Here is an 18,883-nt window from a genome sequence, read left to right as displayed (position 1 = left end):
CTATGCTGATTAGAAGCTGAAATCTGGACTACAGACTCAAGATATATTTAAATAAATGCCGATAGCACCATCTATACAATATCTTGAAGTCGTTGACACTTCTGATTATCCGCAAATGCATAAAAATTAGAGACGGTCCCCCCGATGATCACAAGAAGGGGTTCTTTGAGCCTCTTTGAGGCTCTAGACCACTCTCGCAAGTCAAGAGGGCTTGGATTTGCATCTTGCTCGGGATGCGTATGCCACTCGCCCACATAATTCTCCAATCCTTCGCTCGCTCTCCAACGTTTGAGCAAGATCTCCTTGTGACCAGCCTCGAATCGACGAAACCGCATGCGAGAGCGCTGGTCGGAGATTTGTGGTGGAGTCGCTGCTGTGACCTCTAAGTGAATCCCTCTTGCAATACCAATTAGAATCCCTCCAGACTCACAATCATCTGTCGAAACTTGCCTATAATGGTGGATCAACTCCAATACTTCGGGAGCGATAATCACCATCCGATAAGTACAACGATCTATAAGTGATAGTGGCTGCATATGGAACAATCACTTCTACGAGAAGGTGATACAGGAGGAACTAACTTTCCTGTTTTATGATTAAGCGTAATGCTTCTGAACGTAGGTGATGATGTGATTTCACCGCGCACCCAAGCTAAAGCTAGGTCATTTGCCAGGCCAGCAGCATGCACAGCAGCTGATGCCGAATATGGCACCAGCCAATCACCACAAGAAGGCGCATGTTTAAAGTTGTGCTGGTACTCAGAAGACATTATCGAGTACTGGCCACCGGGAGTGCTGTAATCGAGACAGGATAAGCAAGCCTGCCCCTTCTTTTCCAGAAAATAGGCCTGGGCACCACATCCGGTTCCGGTAATCCACGTAAACAGGATTCGAGGTATGCGACCTTCTAACCATTGCTCGCTCATGTGATAAGAAAGGGCTTGATCGCCTGTTGCATTGACTATCAAATCCCCCCCATGCATGATTTTCAAATCGAGGATATTGTCGCATAAGCCCAGAACGTTGATTGAGGGGTACCGATTACGAAGTTCCTCAGCCAAAGTCATCGCCTTGCTTTTGTAAATATCTCTGAAACCCAGAACGTGGCGCCCAAGATTTCCAGATGACAGGTAATCGTCGTCTATCAGTACAAGATGCCCCCCCAAAAACCCCGCACCGCTTTTTGCGAGCAAGTCAGCGAGATAACCACCAATCGCGCCACAGCCAACCATAATAATTTTCTTACCTGAAAGACCGCGCTGGTCGTCTTGAAGGTTTCTCTCCAACCAAGATTTCGGGTCAATTCGAATGGGTTGGAGGCGAAGCATACTTATACTCTTCGATTTCTTGCGTAGAACTGTATGCAGAAACTTAATTGGGGATTTTACAGACGGCGTATCAGACCACAATGCGGGAAAGGTAAGCCACGCCGCACATGAAGCATTTGGTGCCTGAATGATCAGAATGAGATTTTGGCATTTAGCCGAGTATATGTCCTTTATTCCAGCGTAAACTCCATTTATGGCCTTAATGTCTGAAGACAGCCAATTTAGGAGCATAAAAAGATCTTCTAGCGGCCAATCATGCTCTCTGGCCCCAAGCGGTAGATGCGCCTCAACCACCCGAACAATAAATGGAAGATCGACAAGTCTGGGACTCCAGTATTTATATCTTTGGAGCAGCTTTTCTTTTTCACGACCCAACAAGAAAACTCCTGACTTCTCACTCTCGCTCATGACTCGTATCATTTGTGAGTCGAGAATGCTTCCGAAGTCGTCGCTATCTATATCGATAAGTAAACTATCGCCGAGCCATGACGCGTGAAACTCGTCCTGAGTGTCCTTAAGGGCATCTCCAGCAGCCAATCGAGACAGTAATTTTTCAGCGATTTCAATGCACCCAAGTATCCCACCAACCAAGTTATCTCTAGGTAGATGTGCTTGATTAGGCCCGATATAGCAGAGATAACCATTAGACGTGAGATGAGCACAGTTAGCCGGTATTCCAGGCGGACGTTCGATGACACGAATGTTTGGCAGCTTAGTAAAACCAACATCGCTGAAAGAGATGATCGAAGAATAACCAACACCATCAACAATCAAAGATCCAAAGTACTTGGGGAGAGGATAGCTCTTAATTAACTCGAAGCCCTTGCAAACAAGAGCCTCGTGAATTCTTACAAAATTAACGTTCATTGATCAACCAGCAGTGATGTCGCCAACAGGCTTAACAGCGACTGTTGCAACGGGCACTACGGTTTTAACGGACTCGATTCCAACTCGATTTGGATCATTCGGTAGCCGGCTTCCGAACTCTGTACGAAGAATGAAACAGGCCACACTCGGATCTTTGCAATCATTGATCGCTTGCTCCAGATGCTTCGCAAGCTTCTCAACACGGCTGACCAACAAGTCTCGAATTCCATCTTTGTCCAATCTAGCGGCGAGATCTTCCTGATCGGCTGCGGAGCGATGGGCTGTCACTGGATTTATGACCTTCCCGCACAATATCCGCGGCAACTCCTTGCAGACTTTTACTAAAGCTAGATCATCGCGGCCATGGATGGCGACATCGAAAGCTTCTGCAGTAGCCACCATCAGCAGAATTGACTTTGGATCCTTGTCAGCTTCCCAGTCCTGATTATCACGCCACGCCTTTATATAGCGCATGATTCGCCGGAGCTGATCCCCCTTAAGATTGACCTCACCCTCCACCCACTCCTTAACCGGCCTAGGGTCACTATCCCGCCAACCATTTTTTTTGGTCGCCATGAGGACACCTTGGGTGGGGAGCAAATCCCAATTGTCATCAATGGAGAAAGCAGAATCCATGGTAAGACCTTTTTGCTCCATTGAGGCCCGTGCTTCATTGAGCTGTAAGAACTCATCATCTGGAATGCTGTAGACCGGGACGTCGATATGCGTCTCCGAATCGATGACAAGTCTGGTGCAATTGGGGTTGTCTGTGACCAGCCCCCATCCCTTTTCCTCAGCTAGCTCATCCAGGATGGCCTCAACCGCATTAAACAGAATGCTGCTCATCTCGGACGGCGGAGCTGACTCCATGTAACTGAAGGGCAGATATGTACCGTCGTCCAAGTCAGCCTGCTGAGGAGGCTTACAGGGAGCGTTTAGCGTTTTGTACGCCCAAGATCCTTGGGTGAAAAAGCGCGGAACTGGGACTCTTCCAGCTTCCTCTAAGGCCACTCTCAAACGTTTGGGCAGCTCGGTACGCAACGTGTTGCGGATATCCGTTCGAGCCTCAAGCATCGTCTTGGATGCATCCTCCTCCAGCGTCAGGTTGTTGATGAAGGTGTCTTGGTAGACCTTGCTACTGAACAAGCTGTGTAGATTGAGGAGTTCCATTGGATCGATCCCTGCCCACTGTCATTTCACATTGCCAGCACTATATGGGGTAGCATCATCAGCGGTCAATTTTAGTAGGAATGCGCGCATGTACGCCGTTTTTGGAATCAGAAACCTTCTTGCTGCCATCGTTACAATGGTCATTTTGTTCACCGGCATCGTGATGCTGATTCAGATGCCTGGAGATGCAATTAGCATCGGGCTGCTAGCAATGAAGGTCGGTACGTACACTGTTAGCGGCTTTTTGGCTCTCGGGAGCATCAAACCCGTATTTGGATTTTTCTGGAACGTCATGAATCGAATACTGCCCAGCTCGTTTCCCAACATTACGGGAGAATGGGAGGGATACCTGGAGTCGAATGTCACGGTTCAGGAAATACTGCGTGAAGCTGCACGGTCTACTGACAGGCAATTTGATCAATTCGATCCGGAGCAGGTGGAGGCGATCAAACTGCTAAAAATTCCGGCTCGTATCACGATCAATGCGAACATTCTAAAAATCGATGTGACCATGGTCGTCACGAGTAGGGACAAGAAATCGCAATCTCACAGCATAGCCGTCAAGCCTTTGGTTTCAGTCAATGGCGAGCCTCATAGTTTGGCCTACATATTCCAATCTTCACGACTCAATCCAGAAGCAGATGACACCTCATCACATATAGGGGCAGCTCATCTACTCCTGACCCGAGAAAACGATTCGCTCATGCTCCAAGGCACCTACTGGACGTCTCGTAATTGGCGAAGAGCAAGTAATACGGCCGGCGCATTGACTTTCAAACGAGTCAAAACTTGATTCACAGCTCGCGCAGCAGAGAATCTAATTGCGACTGACGCCCTTGACTTTTTCCAGCTCTAGTTCTAGTTCTAGTTCTAGTTACCGCCATGGTTTGCAGCTGAGCTCTAGACCGCTTGAAAAATCATTCAAACTTAAAATAGGAAGAGAGCATCTAGTCTTTGCCACACATATCTTAGACCCTCTAGATGGCTAAGATTTAGTAGGCCTTAAGCAAACACGCGAACAAAATAAAGTTATGCATAATGCTATGCAAAATCAAACATAAAACTCTCGCTGTATTGCACTTATATGCATTGACTCAAAAAGTCACGGCGCAATACGAACAAAGCTAAAATATCCATTTGTGGAGAGACTGGTAAAATAATTCCCTTGCAACTGATCATAGTCATCATGACTAACTTTTAGTAGTGCAGCTCCATCGTAAGTCGGTTCAGCCCCAACACTTATCTGTTTTGGGCGAACAGTATAGACATAATGTAAAATCGGTCGACCGGATTCTGGATCGCGCTTAACTATCACTGCCTGTGTATTTGACTCAGAGCTATCGGTTACAACCTCAAGAGAAATTTTGAAAAAGTCCTGAATAATGTGAACCTTTCCTTTTGCTTGCCCGGATTTGGCATCCATATTCCAGTCAATAGTTGCCAGCCACTGACCATTTAGGTCCGGAAATAGCAAGCGATTGAGTGCCGGAACAAGTTTCCAGATTTTTCGCCACCCCCATGCAGTGAAAGCCAATAACAGAAACTCGAGAATAGTTACGGTCCGAAAAACCTGGGCGAGATCAGCGTTTCCATAACAAGAAACGACGAACGCCCATATAGTGGCGTAGATCCCAGCAATAACGGCAATGATTTTAATCGGAGAGAATAAGGAAAACATTCAGTAATTACCCGCCTTCTTATGGGGAAATATAGCCATCCCGTAGGAGGCACTTAACACACCAGTAGCCAGTACCCCTGGAAGGTAGGATCCGAACAACGCAGCGGCATACCGCCCCCCGTAGTGACGTGTACGATCCCAATTTACTCCTGGGACGATTGGAGGAGAAAAATACATACCAGAAGCTACCAACATAAAGTCTTCGGTAAGAATATGAAACCCGTCGTGCACAGGGCATTCCTGCTCACCAAGCGCAGCGAGGTGGGAAGCCAACGTTCCCTTGGCAAGAGTTGGTTGTTCGTCAGTCAACGCACAAACAGGTAACTCCGTCACACCATCCCACACAATGACCCCAAGGCCGGTGAAGGCAGAAGTGGTACAAGATTGTGCCTTACGAAGCATCGCAGCTAGACGTGTCGCGATTTCAGGGCTACTCATCAGCAGAAAAATTCAAGTTTGGTGGACGACTCAAGCATGGCTCTCTGACGCGCAGCTTGCCGATTGCTTCCAAATCAGCTAGGAGAAGTAGGATCTCTAGGCTTTTGCAAATATGTTAAAAAACTAATCCATACATCCTAACCGCGCCTACCTCGACGTGTCCGCAGCTTAACCCATGCGCGAGGAGCCTGCGCAGCTAGCTTTTGCTGACCAGGATTGATGGAGACTGTCACTCTTCGCACAGCAAAAACCGATCCGTCACAAAAAACGACACAGTCCATATAGTGTTTTCCAAGATACGCAGTGCTTTCCTCCACAGTGAACATGCCGCGCCCCTTTTTCGAGTGCCCCAAATCACCGATGTAATCAGCCTTTTCTCCATCATTCCTTACGGTCCAGCCAATCTCAGCAGAGTCAGGAACCGCTTGCTTATTAACAATGTTAAACACCAGCCATCGGTTCCGTTCTACGTTAGGTACCTCATTGCGGTAGGTTGTTAGTAAGGCTCCTCCCTTACGGTCATACACCGCGATATCAATATCCGGGACCTGCATCAGCGCCTTCTCAGTGGCGGACTCGACTACCTCAAGCTCATCTGTTTCGGGCAGAGGCATCAAGAACGAAAATGCCTGCTCCCAAGCGAGGACCGCAGAGGATTCATCTTCAGCAGCGTTTGCAGCCTGAGCCGAATCGTTCAGCCCCCTCAGCCTTTGCAGGAATGCATCCCAAGCGTCCATAGGTATGCGATTAAGGTCCTCGGTTTTATCGACTGGATTCGGAACGCTCCGATCTTGTGCCAATCGCTTGTAAATCCTGTCAACAACCGCAACAAGGACATCATCATCGCCAATACTTGGAATATGCACCCCCCATACCTCGCAACATGCCTCAGCAGAGGTCACTGTAAGGAAAATAGAAGACGGGCGAGCCTCCGGCACATCATCGAACGCCACAGCAGCCCATCCCTTTAGATAGCGAACAAGGCGTCGCAATTGTGAGCGGCTGTCGGGATCTACGGTATCCCTGAACCATTTATAGAGCTGCTTAGGATCGCTGTCTTCCCATCTACCGGAGAGACAAGCAAGTCGACGCTGATCCGTCGAAGGAATGAGACGATATGTCGGCGTATCAATATGAAACTGCTTCACATAGACCGCACGGGAGCATCGCTCCTTGGGAGGTTCCAGTACCTCCGTTAGCTCGACGCAGGAGCTCTTATATTCACATAACACGCTTTGCACCCAACTCCTCAATTCCTGAGCTGTGGGCGCTCCATCTTCCTCTTCTGGGTTCCACGCAAAATATACACCGACATCAACATCGTACTCCTCTCCCTTATGAACTGGCTTAATGAGTGTCCCATATTTGTAGGAACCTTGAAGCCAAGTTGAAACCGGGTAGCCCTGCACCGCAAGCCGTTCCTTCAAATACTCTGCCAACGCATTCCACTGTTCTTGCAGAAACGCTCGCTGTTCCGTTGTTGGAGTGACACGCGAATAAAGAGTCTGCTCGGCGGTACCATTGAACAAGCGTACGGCTTTTCCCATTGTCAGGAATCCTTCAATAATTGAAGTTGCGGTTGGTGATTAAGGTATGGTTGGAGCTTGGACCCTAGAATGTCTGTAACTGACTTTTCAGCTAAAGCCAAAAGCGTGCTTCTCGCAGCATCGGTTGTAACATCTAGGCCCAAGTCCTGTGCTTGCTCATTCGACGGTACCTGATCAATACGTAGGTAATTGCTACCTAATCGGTGCGCGACAAGTTGGTCGACCAACTGCTGTTGGGACGAAATAATGACGTTAAACAGTCGCTGTTCAGACATCCAATCAAGTATTCCGAATTCGCGGCCGGCAGCGTGAGAAATGGAATACTTTTGAGTTGTAGTACCAATACTTAAAAGCCGAAAGGCGTCTTTAGGTACGTTGAAAAAGTGCTCTGCCTCATGCTGCGCGACTAAATCTGGAGCATTCGCGAAAAGTCCTCCATCGGCATAAAGGCTATCGCTAATTTTGGCCAGTTCAAAAAATGTAGGTGCAGCTGCGGTTGCCAGCGCCACTTCCACAGCCTTCAGCTTCCAGTCGCGATTCCATTCTTGAAAGTGTCGGGTTTTAAATACTTGGGGTTTACCCTCAGTAACATTAACCGCAGGTATTGCCAATGGGTGTAGTGCATCGCCGATTAAGGCATTTTCTGGGATGAGCTTTGTTATGACGGCCCGAAGCGGCTCGGTTCTGTAGCGTGGCTTGGACCTATGGACCCATAAATCCCATGCTTTCGCTGCTGCATGACTTGGTTTTTTATAAAGAGGAAAAATGGAGGGGCCGTGTTCGACGAACACTTTAACTACTTTCGCCATGGGCACCTCAAAAGCTGCAGCCAAAGCGATGATGCCTCCGATGGAGGTGCCGCAAACAAGGTCAAAACGCCTCGCAATCGGATGCCCTACCTCTTTTTCCATCACGTCTAATACACGAGCTGTGAATAGACCACGGTAGCCTCCACCGGTAAGCGCTAGTGCCTGAAAAGGTGCTTCTGCAGTCCATTCCATGAGTAATGCCTATGAGCCAAGAGGTCCAAATTGCACCATGCCACCAGCCGTAATTTACCGCAGCGTTCATCTCTGAACGGAGCTCAGTACTGACTACGGAAGCTTGAATAGTTCCTTACCATCAGGTGTTACCCAAAAAAATCTTCGTATGGAGTAACTCTCGAATTGCTAGAACAGCTTAGCTCATCCAATGGGGAGAAAAGGCATTCAAACTCCAGCGCATTTAACCATTAAAACGCTCGGTTAAATTACTAAATAGTATTAAAAACCATGACATATTTCTTTTTTAAATCGGCCTAAGGGCAACATCCACCAAAAATATTCTCAATATTTTTGAGGTAGTTTTAGGGGTAGAAACAGATACCAACTCTGAAAAAAATATTATTTCATAATTAGTTAGCACTCAGTTCGACTCCTGGTGCCGCACCATACAAAACAAGGCCTCGCAGCGATGCGGGGCTTTGTTGTTTCTGGGCTTTGCTCCCGACTCGCTTAAACTCCTGACAACGTCCACAGAATGTCCACACCCCTCTGCCAAAGGGTTGAGATTGACTACATCTGCAAGGTGACCAGGGCTGAAGTGTGCGAACTTCATCGTCATGGCCAAGAACGCATTCCGCCTCAGACCATCGAGTACCTGTCGCGAGGCAGATCCGCGCAACAACACCCGCAGCTGGCGATCGAGCAGCGGTTTGGTCTGCTCCGGCTCCAGGTAAGCCATCTCGGCTTCGTCACATTTCAATCCCCGCACTTTGCCCAGCGGGTTTCACCCTGAAACTCTCCCAGACGGTCCAACTCGTTGAACAAAGCGCGCAGGTACTGTGCTGTCATAGCGCGGCTTTGGTAAAAGCTTTGCTAGTGTTTCCCTGCGAGCCAAGACGGTTTCAAGTGCATTGCCTTTAAAAACAGGTGCGCCCCCCCATGACGAATGCTACGCCAGCCATCAAACTCAGCACTCTTCGGCAAATAGCCCCCTATCTGAGCATGCGCGGGGTGTTGCCGCTGGAGTTCTTTCGGCGCTTTGGTATTTCCCCGAATGTTTTTCAGAGCCCTGATGCATGGGTACCACGCGCGGCCTGTTTTCATATAGCCAACGAAATGGCAGCTATCGCACAGGACCCCTTCGGCGGTGCGACTGTGGGGCACCTGACCGAAGTGCGCTCAACCGGTGTATGGGGCGAATTGATATTGGGCTCAACCAACCTCGCTCAGGCTTGTGCGGCGGCGGCGGTCCATACGGCTTTACTGCATCAAGGAGCAGAAGTAAAAATCCTCACCGAAGGTCGTACGACGAAACTGATCCAACAATTTACCGGGCAGCACGGGGCCGATCCGAAGCAAGTCATTTTCGGCACCCTGGCGGTTCTTAGAAAAGTCCCGCTGCTGTCCGGCGAGGCTGGCGCCATACGCGTACATCTAAAAAATTCGAGAGAGCATGGAGACGAGGCGCTTGAAGAATTCCTGGGCCCGAACCTCGAAATGAACGCTGAGTACAACATGATCGAATTCGATCGTGAGTTGCTCGAAATCCCTCTGCAACATGTTCGAGACAATGCCTGGAAAACCACCCAAGCCTTGAATTCGACCTCTGACGCAGCTGACGTGCTCATCAAGCAGATAGCGGATCAGGAGCAATCCAAACTTCTGACTATTTCAAGGACGATTGGACTGTCTGCTCGAACCTTGCAACGTCGCCTCGAACATTGCGGCATCGACTTCGACGCGTTACGTGACGAGACACGTCGCAGCGAGGCCTTTCAGTTACTGGCCAGCGGTAAATACAGCTCGACTGAAATTGCCTATATGGTCGGCTACAGCGATCCAGCGCACTTTACGCGGGCCTTCAAGCGCTGGACCGGGAGCACGCCGTCGCGCTATCGCTCCGTCTTGAAACATGATCGTTAACATCCTCGCCTAACCCCTCGCCCCCTCCAGCCTAATCATTTGGCCCCTCTCAAGAGCGGCCTTCAGGTACGCGCTCGCTTTGCTTTTGGCACCAAATGGCAAGTTTCCGCCGAGGCGTTCTTATACAGTCAAAAAGTTAACGCCAACTTATAAGTCCAAGAGGTTTAAATGTCCCATTCATCCACGGCCTGCATCATCGCCATGGCGCTGGCAGCGTTTGGAAGTGCGAACGCTCAGTCATCCTCAGATGCATCGATAGCGGTTGGCGTGAATAACTTTATCCGTGCTGAGTCCGATCTCTACATGGGCAAGATGGTAGCGAGTGGAGGCTTTGCTCGGTTTGTGCATAGCCGCGAACCTGTACCCATCGACGCTCAGAATGTCATCCGGATGAATCGGGACACACTCTACTCGTCAGCGGTGTTCGATCTCGATGCCGGTCCAGTCACGATCACGTTGCCTGAGGCCGGTGGAAGGTTCATGTCGATGGCGATGGTCAATGAAGATCACTACGTACCCGCCGTCGTTTACGGCGCCGGCCGCCGTACGCTGACGAAACAGGCTATCGGCACACGCTATGTATTTGTCGCTATCCGCATATTCTTCGACCCCACAGATCGCAAGGACCTTGAGCAGGTGCATGCACTGCAGGACGCAATCAAAGTCAGCCAGGCCAAGGCGGGGGAATTCGTAGTACCGAAGTGGGATCCGGCGAGCCAGAAAGCGATGCGTGATGCCCTGGCTGTGCTGGGCTCGACGATTCCCGACTACAACCAGTCCTTTGGCCCCAAGGGCACGGTCAATCCGATCCATCACCTAATCGGCACTGCGACGGGGTGGGGCGGAAACCCGGCAAAGGACGCCATCTACCTCGGCGGTGTGATGTCGAAGAACGATGGGAAAGCCGTATACCAGCTCAAAGTTGGAGATGTTCCGGTCAACAGCTTCTGGTCTGTGAGTGTTTACAACGCGGACGGTTACTTCCAAAAGAACCCATATGACGCCTATTCGTTGAATAACCTTACAGCCAAGAAAAGTGATGATGGCTCGATTGTTATTCAGTTCGGCGGGTGTGACGGAAAGATCGCTAATTGCCTGCCTACTACGCCTGGCTGGAACTATACGGTCAGACTTTATCAGCCGAGCGAACAAATACTGAATGGCAAATGGAGTTTTCCACAGCCGCAGCCCGTCGCACTCTGATTAACAACACAAGCCAAAAATTTTCGACCCTTATAAGTAAACGCACGCGCTAATAAGTCGGGGACTCCCCTGAACTACTGAGTTTCACACCAAAGGAAAGTAACAATGACAGCCATAGGTGGTTCAAGCTTTTTTAAGCATCAAGCGATGCTCATTACAGGCGCGACCCTCGCCTTTGCGACGGTGTTGCCTGCACATGCAGACGATGCAAACAGCTCTCCCTCGGTAACAGTAGGCGGCGGAGTTGCCGTTGGTCCTTTGTACGAAGGTTCTTCCCGATACGCCGCGTTCCCCTCACTGAAACTCAAAGCGGTCTTGCCTACCGAAGACTGGGGCAAATTTACCGCAGCCTTCCCGGAAGGGCTGCGTTGGGACTTGCCCGGACTTTCTCCTTTCGGCGTGGCCCTGCTGATTGGCTACGACCCAGGACGCAAGGAAAGGATTCACACCCTCGACGGTCGTGATAGCTACTTGAGGGGAATGGGCAACCTGGACAGCACTGCCTTGGTCGGCGCAGAAGCGTATTGGGTCCTGCCGGCCGGCCGCCTGTTTGTTCGAGGCCTGCAATCAAGCCAGAGCCGCGATTACGGTGGCGAAAGCCTGGGGCGTACCGCGTACCTGGAGGCCGGGGTAGCCACTGCATATGCACTGTCTTCGACATTGACCCTGGACTCGACCCTGTACGGCACCTGGAGCAATGAGAACGACATGATGGCCCGCTTCGGTGTCACTGCCCAACAGGCTGCACGCACCCGGTTCGACGAATACCACCCGGGTGGTGGGATGCGGGATGTGACCTTGAAACTGGGCCTCACTTGGCAATGGCAACCACAGGTGGCACTGGAGGGTGGCATCAAGACCTACGCCCTGGTCTCCGATGCCCGCAACAGCCCGCTGACGGGTGAAAAACTGGGCGCAGGCGCCTATCTGAATGCCCTCTACCAGTTTTGATCAGCCGGCAATACCGGGATAGATAAAGGAACACTCGATGAAAACAGTACATAAGCAGTTGGGGCTGGCCAGCTTGCTCTGGTCGGGGCTGGTGCTTGCCGACGATGCCGCCACCAAGGTCACGGACCCTCACTTCAAACTAGCCCCAGGCTATCTTGACTCGGCAGACCTGCCACTGCGCCTGGCGTTGCTTGGCGCCCCACCAAAGCCCGACTCTGCGGCGCTTGCGCGGGATGAGGAAGCACGGCGTACGGCGCTGTCGCTACGTGGAACCGCCCGGGAGAAGCTCGCGGCAGCGGATGCGGAGCTGTCATTCCCAGGCCCGGCGAAAGCATTCTCCTGCGCGATGGGCACGCCGATCACCGAGAAAAGCACACCGCATCTTTATACCCTGATGCAGCGCACCCTGACGGATGCAGGCGGTTCTACCTATGCCGGGAAAAATGCCTACAACCGCACCCGTCCATTCGTGGCGCACAACGAAGGGACCTGTCGCAAAGACATGGAGCCGGTGCTGCGCACGGATGGCTCCTGGCCGTCCGGCCACTCCGCTGCAGGTTGGGCCTGGGGGCTGTTGCTGGCCGAGATTCAACCAGCGCGCGCCACTGAACTGATGACCCGCGGATTGTCATTCGGCCAGAGCCGGGTCATCTGCGATGCACATTGGCAGAGCGATGTGGATGCAGGCCGCATCATGGGGGCTGCGACTGTGGCGAGCTTGCATAGCAATCCGACGTTCCTGGCGGACCTGGCAGCCGCGAAGGAAGAGGTCAAGGCGGCTCAAAAAGCGGGCCTCAAGCCTACAGAGGACTGTGCGGCCGAGGGCGTGGCGCTCTCGCTGACTCAGCACTGATCGGAGAAACAGCATCATGCACAGTGACAACCCACGCTCGGTTTTGCGGCGCAAGCACGCACGCCTGGCACTGATGGCTGGCGCCTTTGCGGCAGCCGCGGCCAGTTTGCCGACGGGGGCCGAGGCGGCAGACGGCGATGAATGGACGTTCAACGGCGGGCCTTACGTGTGGGGCGCTGGCATTCGTGGACACGTAGGCCACCGCAGCACCGGGACCCAGTTTATAAAGTCCGATTTCTCTGATATCGCGCGGACTGTCGATATGTCGGTGATGCTGATGGGCGAGGCTCGACGGGGCCCATACAGCGTACTCGCCGACCTGATGTACATCGACACCGACACCCGCAACCGTCTGCCTGGGGGCCTCTCTGAGTCCAAACTTGAGGTAGAAAGCAAGACGGCCTCCGGATTCCTGGGGGGCGGATACACGGTTTTGGGTGATGAAAATCGTCGCTTGGACGTCGCTGGCGGCGTGCGCGTCTGGTACAGCAGCACCGCCATCAGCCTGCATGGTGGGCCTGTTGGCGGCCTGTCTGGCTCCGACAAGGCTACCTGGGCCGACGCCATGACGGGGCTGCGTGGGTACTATGCCGTGAATGACCGATTCTGGTTGTCATCCTGGGGGATGGTGGGCGCCGGGCAGTCCCGGGAAGACTGGGACCTGGCAGCGCTGGCAGGCTGGGAGTTTTTGCCCGGATTTTCGGCGGTGGCCGGTTACCGGGCCATGGGGGTTAATTACCGCCATGATGGCTTTGTCTACGACATTGTCCAGAAGGGGCCACTGTTGGGTATTAGTGGGCGATTCTGAGGCTTTCATAGTGAAGCTCCCGCGCCGTTCAACGAGCTGCCATGGCCAACTGTAAACAGAATGGACGGCAAATCACTACGACGCCGTTGGCTGCAGCCACTTCTCAGAGGTCAGTGTTCCCGGGGGCCGCTCCCGCCTGTGGGCCTTTGCCGAGAAAGGGGGCAGTTTCCACTTCAAGCATCAGCAACACCATTTCCGTCAACTCGGCGTCGGACTTCTGTCCCGTATAGAGATCATGCAGTGCCTTGGCGAAAGGAATGCGCAGGTCCTGGTTCTCTTCGCGGGCGGTGTCGCTGTATTGCATCAGTTCGCCGATGGCTCGCAACACAGCCGCTTGCCACCGAGCGGTGGTCCTCGGACCATCGCTGGTGATTGCAATCAACTTATCCTTCGTCAGCTGGCGAAGGGCTGGTTCGCGCAACAACTCATGCGGCTTTGGCTTGCGAGTGATCTTTGACATACCGGACGATACTCAGCGTCTCTTGCCGGAACTGCTCGTAGTCAATCTGCTGGGCATTAATAAAGGTGCTGCCCATCATGGTCAGCGAGCCCATAAAGCTGGCTTCGGAAATTTCCTCGTCACTCGCGCCAAACAAACGCGCGGCTTCGGTATGGAACAGAGCGCAATACTTACAACGGGTCGCCCCGGACACCGCCAGACCTATCAACTCCTTGTACTTGTTGGGAATCTGGGTCTCCGCCAGCCAGAAGTCCCGGGCCACGCCCCAGAATCCATTCGCGGCGCCTTCCGGCATCTGCTTAATCCACTCCGGTACCAGACCCAGGGTCTGTTCAATCTCCCGATAAGTATCATGAATGGCCATTTGACACCTCCTTGCCTCTCTGGAGGCATCTGCTCCAGAGACACAAGAAGTAGTTTAGTTCGCTGGTAGCCATGCCAAAGCCGGCAACAGGAAAACTCCAGCAATGAATGGTTAAACGTCGTAGAAACAATAGGATGGATTTAGATTTTTTTGGCGCAATGACGTACCACTCAGTATCTGCAGTTATCAAGCTTGGCGGGGGGCTCCGCGACCCGCTTTGGCTTGCGCTTTTCCCTTCCAGCAGAGCAGTCCAGGCCAGCACAAGCTGAGCAGCAGATGAAAGCGATTGCCTGAACTCCCTGCCATTTCGTCAACCTGCTTGCTTCGCTTGCACCTGTTCTGGACAATCACGTTGCTTCGAGTCGTCGGGCAAAAAAGACCTACGCCTGCGATGCGGTAATGGACAAATGGACTATCAGAGGAAGAAGGGTGTGAAAAAACTGTTCAAGTGGGTTGGCATCATCATCGGTGTTCTGTTCGTTATTGGATTCATCAGCAATGCGATGAAATCTCCAGAGCAGAAGCAAGCAGATGCGGTTGCGGTTGCTGAGGCGAATAAGGCTCGTGCACAGGCAGAGCTGGAAAAATCCAAACAGGAACTGGCTGCAACGCCAACCGTAACGGCTGGTGATATTGCTGTTGCTTACAACGAGAATACAGTCGCTGCCGATCAGAAGTTCAAAGGCAAGAAGTTCAAGGTGTCGGGTACTGTGGCAGACATCAATACGGACTTCATGGGTAATCCGTATCTCACGCTGCGCGGTGGGGTGAATCAGTTTATGGAGCCACAATTCTCATTTGAGAAGTCTGATGCCGACTCCCTCGCTTCGCTTAAGAAAGGGACAAAGGTGACATTGCTCTGCGTAGGCAAGGGTGATGTAGCCAAGATCCCAATGTCTGGCTCTTGCGCTCTGCTTTAATTTTCAAGATGTGAAAAAGGGACTCTGCCAGATGAGTCCTTTTTTTATTTTTGTCTGTCAGGTCAGTGGCTGTCTTCTGGTTGCTCAATGCGTAGCGATGGCGGCCCATGAGTAGTTTTTCCCAGCACCTGCTCCTGATTGCGCGCGTCCTCGCACTGTAATCACTCGCTCCCGGGGTCGACCTCTGGTGCCGTACCCTGCAAGACGAAGCCCTCGCAGAAATGCCAGGGCTTTGTTGTTTCTGGACAATCTTCCCACCCCACTGAAAGTTGCCGCAATGCCTCCCGGGCCGATGCACTTCATGATCAAATAGCCGCCGATTTCAGCTGTACGCGTTATCCGGTCTGGAGCAGAACATGAAGCGAATCGCCGTCTCGACCCTGGCCCTGCTGGTCAGCTCAGTGCTACTCACCTCCCCCGCCACAGCCGGTGATGCCGAAGCCGGCGCCAAGCTGTTCAAGCGGCTGTGCAGCGGCTGCCACAACATTGGCCCTGCGGTGCGTAGTTCATTCGGACCGCAGCTCAACGGCATCATCGGGAGACCGGCCGGTAGTGCCCAGGACTATCAATACTCGGCGGCCATGAAGTCGTCGGGCATTGTCTGGACCCGAGAAAAACTCATCCAGTACCTCGAGGATCCGAAAGCCGTGGTTCCCGGCACCCGGATGATTTTCTGGGGGCTGAGCGATGAGGAAAAAATCGACAACCTGCTGACCTACCTGCAGACGTTCCAGACGAACTGACCCCTGCCTCACCTTCCTACAAGGATGTTTTGATAAAGCTCCCTTTACTGTCGCTGGCAGCTACGGCTCTTGCCCTGGCCGCGCTCATGCCTAATGTGCAGGCCGCTGGTTTCGACTGCAGCAAGGCCTCGACCCAGGTGGAAAAGACTGTCTGCGATACGCCGAGCCTGTCCGCCCAGGACGAAGAGCTGAACCGCCGCTACAAGGCACTGAAGCACTTGCAGGTGTTTCGCCTGTTGCAGGTGCGCTGGCTGCAGGAGCGCAACACCTGTAACTCCACGGACTGCCTGGAAGGCGCCTATCGGGCCCAGTTGAAGATGCTTGCGCCGCAGCCGCTGCCAATCCCGCCGGCACCGAGCAAGGAGCAACTGCGGCCGATGGCGCCTACGAGCCAATACAGCCTGCTGGACCCCGACGGCTGGCAGCGCTATCCCCTCGCAACCTTCAACGCTGCGCCCCCGCAGGGCGATCAGCAGATCGTCGATACCCAGGTGATTGCCGGGGTGTTGCATGTGGTGCTGTTTGTCGGCCAGTACCAGCAGGGCCAGACGGGGTATATCGGCACGCTGTACGAGTACGCCGATGACCAGCCAGGCCTGCACCCCATCGCCCAGGATATTGGCTTCGTCGGCTGGTCCTCGCCGGGCTCCAACGATCAGGGCATGCGCTTTGCCGGCATCGCTGACGGGTTGTTCTACTACCGCCAGCGCAGCGGCGGCGATCTGCAGCAAAGCATGACTTACCACCTGGGCTCACGCCGGGCACCCGAAGCCAGCCAGCAGCTGTTCCAGTCGCCGACCAACACCCTGCGCCATGCGCGGGCGCGGGTGGCGCATGACCTCAACCAGGAGAACTACAGCCTGTCCCTGGACTACGACCAGCAGAGCAACGGCACTTACTCCGAGAACGTCACCGAGCACAACGAAGTCGACTCGGGCTGGAGCATCGTCAACCCGACCTGGAGCGAAACTCGTCCGGTGATGTATTTCGACAACGAAGGACCCAGGGCCTGTATCTGGCGGGTCGACGTACAGCGCAAGCTGCTGTCCAAGATCGTCCCGGAGCATGAAGCGGTATCGGCGCGCCCGGTGGATATCCATGGCCGCGAGGCGGTGGTGTACCTGGAGCGGAATCAACTGAAGTTCGCCCTCAATCCCGACGATTGAGGACAACCGATCTTGCTAAAAAAGGCTCGCGCTCAGGCGAGCCTGTGGCGTAATCAGCGCCTTGCTCAGGGCAGGGTGATCTTGTACTCGGTCAGCTTGGCCTGGTGCTGTGGCTCGACGTACTTCTGGTTTACCAACTTGGCGAACTGGCTGAAGTCGCTGCGGGCGTCATCGGTCAGGTCGAGTTTGTCGTAGGCCAGGCCCCGATGGTAAAAGGCCCAGGCATAGTCCGGCTGTTTCTGCAGGCCGGCGCTGTAGGCTTCGGCGGCCTCGCGGTATTGCCCCAGGTCATAGAGGGCCTGGCCCAGATGGTAGTAGGTCGGCATGTTGAAGCCACTGCCCTTGCCCGCCTCGCCAAGGTTGGCATCGAGGTTGGACTGCACCAGTTGCAGGGCCTTTTGCGGGTTGCCCGCCTCGCGGTACAGACGGCTCAGGTCCAGCACTGCTCGAGCATCGGGCTTGGCTCCCAGCTCGATGGACTTTTCCTTGGCGCTGATGGCTTCCGGGTAACGCTTGAAGCTGGCGTAGGCGTCGGACTTCAACCAGTACACCAGGCTTTGTGTGGACTTGGACAACTGGTTCCTGGACAGGCACAGATCCGCCTCTTGCAGCACCACATCAAACTTCTCGGCTTTGGAAGCCTGGCTCGCCAGACGGCAATGGGCGAAGTTGATCTGGTCCTGGCTCTGCAGGCTGGCGCAGCCGGTCACAGCCAGAGCACACAAGAGCAGGAGCAACCCGCGAATAGACAATGAAGGCATGTTTTTCAATCCAGCAGGTGAGCGTTGAGGTCAGGGCGATACACTTGCAGCAGCGGCGCAGTAACCGTGCCCTGCAAGCTGCAGAAGATCGTGGTGCGACCAGAGATCGGCGCGCTGCTGGTACCGTTGTCGATGCTCAATATGCGCTCGACGTAACCGAACGGCGTGGCCACGCCACCGCCCGCCAGACCTTCGGTGCGCCATTGCTGGATCGGGTCGCCGACGCGACGGATCTCCACCCGGGTCATGGCGCTGCGATCCGCCTGCAAGCGGGCGTTGTCCATCAACAATGGTTTGAGGCTCGCGGCCACCGCTTTAGGCTCACCCTCGGCGATGAATCCCCAGAACAGCAAGTTGCCCACCGACTTCAGCGACTGGGCCTCGTTGTAATAACCCACCAGGCGCACGCCATTGACCGTCAGCGGTTGCTCGAAGGCTTGGTAACGGCCGCCTTCCTGCAAGGGGTTGATGACCTTGGGCGCCTTCACCGCACCATACTGGGCCAGGCTCAGGGTACCGGCCGGCAGTTGGGCCGTGTTCAGGGTTTGGAAGAATTGCGCGTCACAACGGGAGAAGTCGGCCAGCAACTGCTCGGGCGAGATTGCTTGCTGGCCATGGGCGATGCTGGCGACGCTCAGCAGGCACAGGCCGGACAACAGGGAACGGAACATCGAGATCATCCGTGATGGAAAAGTGAGGGGCGTGACTCTATCAAAGTCAC

At 53.5% G+C, this 18,883-nt stretch carries 19 protein-coding genes; 9 read left to right on the top strand and 10 right to left on the bottom strand.

Annotated elements, in window-relative coordinates; all coding sequences use genetic code 11:
* Nucleotides 1-71: 71 nt before the first annotated feature.
* Genes GV819_RS33530 through GV819_RS05445 form a run of 3 tightly spaced genes read right to left on the bottom strand, consistent with a single transcriptional unit; the run spans nt 72 to nt 3,364 of the window.
* Nucleotides 72-497, bottom strand: coding sequence for a Mov34/MPN/PAD-1 family protein (locus GV819_RS33530; RefSeq protein ID WP_161754242.1), 426 nt, complete (start codon nt 495-497; stop codon nt 72-74).
* Between the two features lie 17 nt (nt 498-514).
* Nucleotides 515-2,194 (bottom strand): ThiF family adenylyltransferase, encoded by a 1,680-nt coding sequence (locus GV819_RS05450; RefSeq protein ID WP_161754240.1) that lies wholly within the window; start codon nt 2,192-2,194, stop codon nt 515-517.
* A gap of 3 nt (nt 2,195-2,197) precedes the next feature.
* A complete protein-coding gene (locus GV819_RS05445) occupies nt 2,198-3,364 on the bottom strand; it encodes a CBASS cGAMP synthase (protein WP_161754237.1) in 1,167 nt (388 codons plus the stop codon).
* Nucleotides 3,365-3,452: 88 nt separating this feature from the next.
* On the opposite strand from GV819_RS05445, the gene GV819_RS05440 reads away from it, so the two are divergent.
* Nucleotides 3,453-4,157, top strand: coding sequence for a hypothetical protein (locus tag GV819_RS05440; RefSeq protein WP_161754235.1), 705 nt, complete (start codon nt 3,453-3,455; stop codon nt 4,155-4,157).
* A gap of 309 nt (nt 4,158-4,466) precedes the next feature.
* Here GV819_RS05440 and GV819_RS05435 read toward each other — a convergent pair whose 3' ends face one another.
* The 3 genes from GV819_RS05435 to GV819_RS05425 all read right to left on the bottom strand — a co-directional run bounded on the left by GV819_RS05435 (nt 4,467) and on the right by GV819_RS05425 (nt 8,028).
* Entirely contained in the window at nt 4,467-5,042 is a 576-nt protein-coding gene (locus tag GV819_RS05435) for a hypothetical protein (RefSeq protein WP_161754233.1), read from the bottom strand.
* A 575-nt stretch (nt 5,043-5,617) separates the two neighbouring features.
* Entirely contained in the window at nt 5,618-7,027 is a 1,410-nt protein-coding gene (locus GV819_RS05430; protein WP_161754231.1) for a cyclic GMP-AMP synthase DncV-like nucleotidyltransferase, read from the bottom strand.
* A gap of 2 nt (nt 7,028-7,029) precedes the next feature.
* Entirely contained in the window at nt 7,030-8,028 is a 999-nt protein-coding gene (locus GV819_RS05425) for a CBASS cGAMP-activated phospholipase (RefSeq protein WP_161754229.1), read from the bottom strand.
* A 921-nt stretch (nt 8,029-8,949) separates the two neighbouring features.
* Here GV819_RS05425 and GV819_RS05420 point away from each other — a divergent pair.
* The 5 genes from GV819_RS05420 (at nt 8,950) to GV819_RS05400 (ending at nt 13,748) form a co-directional block, all read left to right on the top strand.
* A complete protein-coding gene (locus GV819_RS05420) occupies nt 8,950-9,933 on the top strand; it encodes an AraC family transcriptional regulator (protein ID WP_161754228.1) in 984 nt (327 codons plus the stop codon).
* Between the two features lie 168 nt (nt 9,934-10,101).
* Nucleotides 10,102-11,136 carry a DUF1254 domain-containing protein gene (locus GV819_RS05415; protein WP_161754226.1) on the top strand — a complete coding sequence of 345 codons (1,035 nt, stop codon included), beginning with the start codon at nt 10,102-10,104 and terminating at the stop codon, nt 11,134-11,136.
* 105 nt (nt 11,137-11,241) lie between these two features.
* On the top strand, nt 11,242-12,087 hold the full coding sequence (locus GV819_RS05410) for a MipA/OmpV family protein (protein WP_161754224.1): 846 nt from the start codon (nt 11,242-11,244) through the stop codon (nt 12,085-12,087).
* Nucleotides 12,088-12,124: 37 nt separating this feature from the next.
* Nucleotides 12,125-12,940: an acid phosphatase gene (locus tag GV819_RS05405; RefSeq protein ID WP_161754222.1), complete on the top strand. Its 816-nt coding sequence runs from the start codon at nt 12,125-12,127 to the stop codon at nt 12,938-12,940.
* 13 nt (nt 12,941-12,953) lie between these two features.
* On the top strand, nt 12,954-13,748 hold the full coding sequence (locus GV819_RS05400; RefSeq protein WP_161754639.1) for a hypothetical protein: 795 nt from the start codon (nt 12,954-12,956) through the stop codon (nt 13,746-13,748).
* A 103-nt stretch (nt 13,749-13,851) separates the two neighbouring features.
* Here GV819_RS05400 and GV819_RS05395 read toward each other — a convergent pair whose 3' ends face one another.
* Together GV819_RS05395 and GV819_RS05390 are read right to left on the bottom strand one after the other, a co-directional pair.
* Nucleotides 13,852-14,208: a hypothetical protein gene (locus GV819_RS05395; protein ID WP_256667364.1), complete on the bottom strand. Its 357-nt coding sequence runs from the start codon at nt 14,206-14,208 to the stop codon at nt 13,852-13,854.
* Complete coding sequence (locus GV819_RS05390; RefSeq protein WP_161754220.1) at nt 14,174-14,572, bottom strand: carboxymuconolactone decarboxylase family protein; 399 nt, start codon at nt 14,570-14,572, stop codon at nt 14,174-14,176. The genes GV819_RS05395 and GV819_RS05390 overlap by 35 nt, the downstream gene beginning before the upstream one ends.
* Before the next feature lie 431 nt (nt 14,573-15,003).
* Between GV819_RS05390 and GV819_RS05385 the strand changes: the two genes are divergently transcribed.
* The 3 genes from GV819_RS05385 to GV819_RS05375 all read left to right on the top strand — a co-directional run bounded on the left by GV819_RS05385 (nt 15,004) and on the right by GV819_RS05375 (nt 17,401).
* Complete coding sequence (locus tag GV819_RS05385) at nt 15,004-15,492, top strand: OB-fold protein (protein WP_178124661.1); 489 nt, start codon at nt 15,004-15,006, stop codon at nt 15,490-15,492.
* 356 nt (nt 15,493-15,848) lie between these two features.
* The gene (locus tag GV819_RS05380; protein ID WP_161754216.1) at nt 15,849-16,235 is read left to right on the top strand and encodes a c-type cytochrome; all 387 of its coding nucleotides are present in this window, start codon (nt 15,849-15,851) and stop codon (nt 16,233-16,235) included.
* A gap of 86 nt (nt 16,236-16,321) precedes the next feature.
* A complete protein-coding gene (locus GV819_RS05375; protein WP_178125941.1) occupies nt 16,322-17,401 on the top strand; it encodes a lysozyme inhibitor LprI family protein in 1,080 nt (359 codons plus the stop codon).
* Between the two features lie 65 nt (nt 17,402-17,466).
* Here the strand turns inward: GV819_RS05375 and GV819_RS05370 are convergent, their stop codons facing one another.
* Both GV819_RS05370 and GV819_RS05365 read right to left on the bottom strand, forming a co-directional pair.
* Nucleotides 17,467-18,162: a tetratricopeptide repeat protein gene (locus GV819_RS05370; protein ID WP_161754214.1), complete on the bottom strand. Its 696-nt coding sequence runs from the start codon at nt 18,160-18,162 to the stop codon at nt 17,467-17,469.
* 5 nt (nt 18,163-18,167) lie between these two features.
* Nucleotides 18,168-18,833: a hypothetical protein gene (locus GV819_RS05365; protein ID WP_256667363.1), complete on the bottom strand. Its 666-nt coding sequence runs from the start codon at nt 18,831-18,833 to the stop codon at nt 18,168-18,170.
* Between the last annotated feature and the right edge of the window lie 50 nt (nt 18,834-18,883).

Origin of the sequence: Pseudomonas sp. Fl5BN2 (genome assembly GCF_009908205.1) — a bacterium.
Classification (GTDB): Bacteria; Pseudomonadota; Gammaproteobacteria; order Pseudomonadales; family Pseudomonadaceae; genus Aquipseudomonas.
Note: the sequence above shows the minus strand (reverse complement) of the source record. Positions and strands in the feature narration are given on the sequence as shown.